Genomic DNA, 6,368 nt, shown 5'->3' on the forward strand with positions numbered 1-6,368 from the left:
TCAGGTGAGATAGACAGCGACACCTACCGCTCCGATCCAGGCGATTGCGAGGAACTGGAGGATGCGATCCCCCAGTGCGATCTCTTCGGGTTCACCGGCCTCGCCGCCATCGACGTCGACCGCGTAACGCAGGATTGCGATGGTAAACGGAATCATCGAAATCGCGAACCAATTGGTGTGCTTCAGACTGTCCTGCTGGAATGCCCACAGGCCGTAGAACACCACCACCGCCGTCGCGGCGAGGGTCCAGATGAAGCGCAGATAGGTCGGCGTGTAGTACTCGAGCGACTTGCGGATCTTGGCGCCGGTGCTCAGCGCGATCTGCAGTTCCGCATAGCGCTTGCCCGCGGCCATGAACAGCGAGCCGAACGCCATGATCAGCAGGAACCATTGCGACAGGTCGATATTCGCGGCGGCGCCACCGGCGACGGCGCGCAGCAGGAAGCCCGAGGACACGATGCAGATGTCCAGCACCGCCTGGTGCTTGAGGCCGATGCAGTAGGCCAGCTGGATGCCGATGTAGACGGTCATGACCACGGCCAGGTGCCACGAGGCGAGGAACGATCCCGCGATCGATCCGAGCAGCAGCACCACCGACAGCAGGTAGGCCAGATTCACCGGGACGACGCCCGCGGCGATGGGGCGGAACCGCTTGGTCGGATGCGCCCGGTCGGCCTCCACGTCGAGCGCGTCGTTGACCAGATAGATGCCCGAGGCCGCCATGCAGAAGACCACGAATGCGAGGCCGACGTGCGCGAGCACCGTCAAGTCGGTTGCGGTATCGGGGCCTGCCGCCAGCGGTGCGGCCAGTACCAGCACGTTCTTGACCCACTGGCGCGGCCGGACCGCCTTGAACAGCCCACCCGCCAGCGTCTTGGGTGGGCCCTTGACGACTGCTTCGGCTAGGTCGGTGCTGGTCGGCTCTTCACTCATGTCAACCAAGGTCTCTTCTTGTGCGGTCACTATCGAGTCTCTTTTCGGCGGCAAGCACAACAGCGGCGGACGCGGCGCCGAGTGCGGAACCGGCGAGCACGTCGGAGGGATAGTGCACCCCGAGCACAACCCGGGAGAGCAACATCGGTGGGACGAGCACCGCAGGCAAGGGTAGCCCGGTCAATCTTCCGAGCAACACCGCCGCCGCCGTGGTGGAGGTGGCGTGGGAGGACGGGAAGCTCAGCTTGCTCGGCGTCGAGACGTTGACCTGCACCGATGGATCGTTCGGGCGGGGGCGCCGGACAATGCGCTTGATCACGATGGATGCGGCGTGCGCGCCGACCGCGCCGACCGCAACCCCGGCCCACTGCCGCCGCCGCGGCTTGTCGACGAGCCAGCCCGCCGCGGCGATGCCGACCCAGCCGAGCGCATGCTCACCGAAGTGCGACATGCCGCGGGCCGCCTTGACCACCTCGGGCCTACCGCCGATGGCGGCCTGGACCGCATTGATGATCTTGACCTCGGGTGGCTGTCCCGATGGGACCGCGGACACCGGACCGCCGTGGCCGTTCGCACTCGGCGCGGGCACCGCGGTGTTGTCGTCCGCGGCCGGGGCTTCCAAACTCACTGCTGCTCATCTCTCGTGTCGATACCGAAGACGTTCTCCCAGGCCGCCGTGCTGGTCAGCGTCGGGTGGGCGGCGCGATAGCGCTGCTGCATCTCCGGGAAGCGGGCGGCCAGCTCCTTGCGCAGCCGCATGGCCTCCTTGAACAGCCCGAGCGCCTGGCGCGGATCGCGCTTGCGGTAGACGACGCCGCGACCATCCGCGGTGGTGACCGTGACGCCGTCGACCTGCGAGAGCAGGAACCAGCGGGCGTCCAGCGTCGGCACATTCAGCTGCGGACGCTCATGGTGTTCGGCATGCGCCGGACGGAAGTTGTGCACAACGCCCTTGGCCAGACGGACCACCTTGGCGATCGGATTCGCCGGTTCACCGACCGCACCGACGCCGATATGGCTGGCCAGCGGCAGTTCGGTGGAGGACGGCAGGATGACCGCGTCCGGGTACTGCTTGCGCATTTCGTGTACCGCGCCGAGCGCGCTCGGCAGCAGTTGGAACAGGCGCTCCGGGCCGGCGAGGAAGTCCTTGATCGCCAGATTCTGAATGGCGACCGTCGAATACTCCAGGCAGAGCAGGTGTTTCAGGGTCGCCTTGACCGTGTTGACGACCATGCCGCGCCCATTGCCCGGCATATGCAGGGATGCGACAACGAGCCGGTTGCGCAGGTGGAAGTACGCCTGCCAGTCGATCGCGTCGTCCTTATCGCTCCACGCCATATGCCAGACCGCGGCGCCGGGCAGGGTGACGGTCGAATAGCCGTGATCGCGTGCGCGCAAACCGTATTCGACATCGTCCCACTTCAAGAACAGCGGCAGCGGCTGACCGATCTCCTCGGCGACCTGACGCGGGATGACACAGGTCCACCAGCCGTTGAAGTCGACGTCGATGCGCCGGTGCAGCAGCTTGGAATTGTCGCGGTCCTTGAGCGGGTGCTTGGAGAAATCGTGGTCGTATTCGACGTTCGGCGCGGAGGTCCACATGAAGATGCCGCGATCCACGACCTCACCCATGCTGTGCAGGTGTGAGCGCTCCTGCAGATTGAGCATCTGACCGCCGACCAGCATGGGCGATTCGGCGAAGCGGGCGAAGGCCAGTGCGCGCAGGATCGAATCGGGTTCGATCTCGATATCGTCGTCCATGTAGACGATGTACTGGGCGTCGGTGGTCTTCAGCGCCTCGTACATGACCCGGCTGTAACCACCCGAGCCGCCGAGGTTGGGCTGGTTGCGGATGGCGAGCCGATCGCCGAGCACCGCGGCGGCCTCGGTGAAGCCGGGTTCGTCGACCACCTTGCGGTTGCCCTGATCGGCGACGATGACCGCGGCGATCTTCTCCAGCACCAGCGGATCCGAACCGAGCGCGGCCAGGGTCTTCACCAGATCGGTCGGCCGGTTGAAGGTCGGCATGCCGACCGCGATGGTGCCCGCACCGGGCGCCTCGACCGGTGCGTACCAACCGCCCGACAGCAGGGTGACCGCGGTATCGGTGGTGATGTCGAACCAGATCCAGCCGCCGTCTTCGAACGGGCCGAGGTCGGTCTCGAATTCCACGTGCACCGATTCGGTGCCCGGCGCGACCGCGAACTCCTTGCCCTGCACGTGGATTCGCGAACCGTCGGCCTTGGACCGGTAGACGTCGACGCGGCCGTGTCCGGCCAACTCGAGCCGCAGCACCACCGAGGACAGGATGCTCCAGCGCCGCCAGTAACTCGCGGGCAACGCGTTGAAGTAGGTGCAGAACGACACCTCCGACTCCGCGCCGATGGACAGCGAGGTGCGGGTGGTGGCGTGCGCGCGCCGGGCGTTGGTCGGCGACTCCTCGACGTAGAGGGTGCGTACGTCCAGCGGTTCACCCGGCCGAGGCAGGATGATGCGCTGCAGCAGCGACTTCGCGCGAGTTTCGGTGGTCATGTCTTCCAAAATCGATTGGGAGGTCATTCGTTGCTTTCATCCGAAAGAGGCTCGCCCGACTCCAGGTGCGGCCGCAGGACATTGTCGAACATGCTCAGCGCGCTGCCGATTGCCATATGCATATCCAGGTACTGGTAGGTGCCGAGACGACCACCGAAAAGTACCTTCGCCGTTGCAGTTTCCTGCTTGGCCAGGCTGCGGTAAGCCTGCAGCTTCGCGCGGTCCTCCGGCGTGTTGATCGGGTAGTACGGCTCGTCACCGGTCTGCGCGAAGCGCGAGTATTCGCGCATGATGACGGTCTTGTCGTTCGGGTAGCTATCGCGCTCCGGATGGAAGTGCCGCGGTTCGATAATGCGGGTGTAGGGCACGTCCGAATCGTTGTAGTTCATCACCGAGGTGCCCTGGTAGTCACCGGTATCGAGCACCTCGGTCTCGAAATCGATGGTGCGCCAGCCGAGTTCGCCCTCGCTGTAGTCGAAATAGCGGTCCACCGGGCCGGTGTAGACGACCGGTGCGTCCGGGTTCTCGGCGCGGATCTGCTCGCGCACATCGAACCAGTCGGTGTTCAGCCGGACCTCGATCAGCTCCGAGACGGCCATATTCTCCAGCCACTTCGTGTAGCCCTCTTTGGGCAGACCCTCATAGGTGTCGTTGAAGTAGCGGTTGTCGAAGGTGTAGCGCACCGGCAGGCGGGTGATATTGCCCGCGGGCAGTTCCTTCGGATCGGTCTGCCACTGCTTGGCGGTGTAATCGCGGACGAACGCCTCGTACAGCGGGCGGCCGATCAGCGAGATCGCCTTCTCCTCGAGGTTCTGCGCGTCCTTGGTCTCGACCTCCGAGGCCTGTTCGGCGATCAGCTTGCGCGCCTCGTCCGGGGTGAAGTAGCGGCCGAAGAACTGGGAGATCAAACCGAGGCCCATCGGGAACTGGTAGGCCTGTCCCTTGTGCATCGCGAAGACCCGGTGCTGGTAGCCGGTGAATTCGGTGAACTGGGTCACGTAATCCCACACTCGCTTGTTCGAGGTGTGGAACAGGTGCGCCCCATACTTGTGCACCTCGATCCCGGTTTGCGGCTCCGGCTCCGAATAGGCGTTGCCGCCGAGGTGGTAGCGACGATCGATTACCAACACCCGTTTGCCGAGCAGATTGGCGGCGCGCTCGGCGACGGTCAGCCCGAAGAATCCGGAGCCGACGACGATCAGATCGAACTGTGAGGCGGAGTTTGCGGAGTTACCCGGGGACGATGCGACGGTCACGGGAGCCCAGCGTATCGGAAGTCCGCGCGAGGTCCGGGTGGAGTCGCGAGGTAGGCGCGAGCGGAGCGGATGCCATCCGAATTTCTCCTGAAGTTTGCCGAAACGAATACGCAGCGGCAACTGAGCGGCTATTACATATCCACGCGAATTGATCAGACGTCCAGTTCGCGGCCCTCGCGTTGGTTCGTCGACTGCACCAACGATGACCTTTTCGAGCGACCTGCAAGCAATCGCTAGCGGCCCGACCCGGAAGACCTGATGATGCGCAACACTCTTACCCGATTCCTGAGCGCTGCCCCGCGCACGGGCGCTGCCCCGTTCATATGCCTGCTCACACTGTTCGCCCTGCTCGGCGGCGCGATAGTCGTCCCGGCTCCCGCGCAGGCGGCCGAATTCGATTCCCTGGCGACGACGGCGGTCGATGATGCGGGTGCGGTGTGCGTCACCGGCGCGCCGACCTTCGACGACATCGTCACCGCCGCCGCGACCGCGCTGCGCACTACGGTTCCGGCCGCGCAGATCACCGCCTTCGACCGTCAGGTCGCCGATTTCCGCAACACCATCGCCGCGGTGCGGGTGCACCGGGACGGGCTGCCGGTCGCGCCGTCGACGGTGAACGAGCGCACCGAATTCCTGGACGATCCGATCGTCACCTACCTGGTCAACGGCCTGGACGCGGTCCGGACCGGACGACTGGACACCACCATGTCGGTATCGCGGCTGACGGTCAATGACGTCATCGAGGTCTTCATCCTCGCGACCCGGATCGTGAAGATTCCCGCGCAGTTCGCGGCCAGTCTGGTGCCCACCGTCGGGTTCTTCCTCAAGCCGATCGTCGGTGCGGTGTTCAGCGGTGTGAAATCGCTGGCGCGCACGGTGCAGGACTTCCTGGCCGCCAACTGCGCCGCCCCGAACGCGTATCCGAAGCTGGTGCTCGACGAATCCCTCTACACCGAACACGTCGAATTGCCGACGCCGCTGGTCGATCTCGCCAACACCCTGGTGCGGGCGAACGGAACATGTACGCCCGTGGCCGAATTGACCACGCGAACGCTGGTCGAACGCACCAGGGCCTTCCTCGAACAGGCCGATCTGCCGCTGGACCGGGCCGGATTGAATGCGGGAGCCGAATCGCTGCAGGGTTTTCTGCGCGATAACCGGGTCGCCGAGCTGGCGCTGATGCGCCGCACCGAGGAATTGGGTCCACTCGTAGACGCACTCGACTACGGTCCGGTGACCTTCCTGACCAACCTCGGCTTCGATCTGTACGAGGGCAAGGCGCTCGACACCGTCGCGCTGGCGGATATGAAGGTGGAGAACGCCTTCGACCTGGCCACCCTGACCCTGGATGTGACCAGCCTGCTGCTCACGGTCGCCAATCTGGCGGCCGGATGGACCGGCGTCAGCGACACCATCCTCACCCCGCTATCGATGGCGCAGACCCTGGCATTCGCGCCGACCACATACGGCGCGCCGATTCTGAAGGGTGTCCTGCAGTCGATGTGCGCGGTGTAGCGCCGCAGGTGGGCAGCCCGATTACCGCGGGCTCGGCCGAGCTCGTCGGTACAGCTCGTCTCGGTCTCGACCCGGCCTGAAGCCAAACTGGTGCCCAGGATGTGGAGACTTTTCAGTACAAGCTGCAATTCA

General features: G+C 65.0%; 5 protein-coding genes. 1 reads left to right on the top strand and 4 read right to left on the bottom strand.

Annotation, left to right across the window (positions count from 1 at the left end):
- From ABZW16_RS32830 to glf, 4 genes are all read right to left on the bottom strand, one after another.
- Positions 1-933, bottom strand: a complete 933-nt coding sequence (locus tag ABZW16_RS32830; RefSeq protein ID WP_354959979.1) for a decaprenyl-phosphate phosphoribosyltransferase — start codon at positions 931-933, stop codon at positions 1-3.
- Between the two features lies 1 nt (position 934).
- Positions 935-1,486 carry a phosphatase PAP2 family protein gene (locus tag ABZW16_RS32835; RefSeq protein ID WP_354959984.1) on the bottom strand — a complete coding sequence of 184 codons (552 nt, stop codon included), beginning with the start codon at positions 1,484-1,486 and terminating at the stop codon, positions 935-937.
- A gap of 71 nt (positions 1,487-1,557) precedes the next feature.
- A complete protein-coding gene (locus ABZW16_RS32840; protein WP_354959980.1) occupies positions 1,558-3,492 on the bottom strand; it encodes a glycosyltransferase in 1,935 nt (644 codons plus the stop codon).
- Positions 3,489-4,721, bottom strand: a complete 1,233-nt coding sequence (gene glf, locus ABZW16_RS32845) for a UDP-galactopyranose mutase (protein ID WP_354959981.1) — start codon at positions 4,719-4,721, stop codon at positions 3,489-3,491. Before glf ends, ABZW16_RS32840 begins: the two co-directional genes overlap by 4 nt.
- 258 nt (positions 4,722-4,979) lie before the next feature.
- On the opposite strand from glf, the gene ABZW16_RS32850 reads away from it, so the two are divergent.
- Complete coding sequence (locus ABZW16_RS32850) at positions 4,980-6,236, top strand: hypothetical protein (RefSeq protein ID WP_354959982.1); 1,257 nt, start codon at positions 4,980-4,982, stop codon at positions 6,234-6,236.
- Positions 6,237-6,368: the final 132 nt, after the last annotated feature.

Origin of the sequence: Nocardia sp. NPDC004604 (assembly GCF_040609795.1) — a bacterium.
Lineage (GTDB): Bacteria > Actinomycetota > Actinomycetes > Mycobacteriales > Mycobacteriaceae > Nocardia.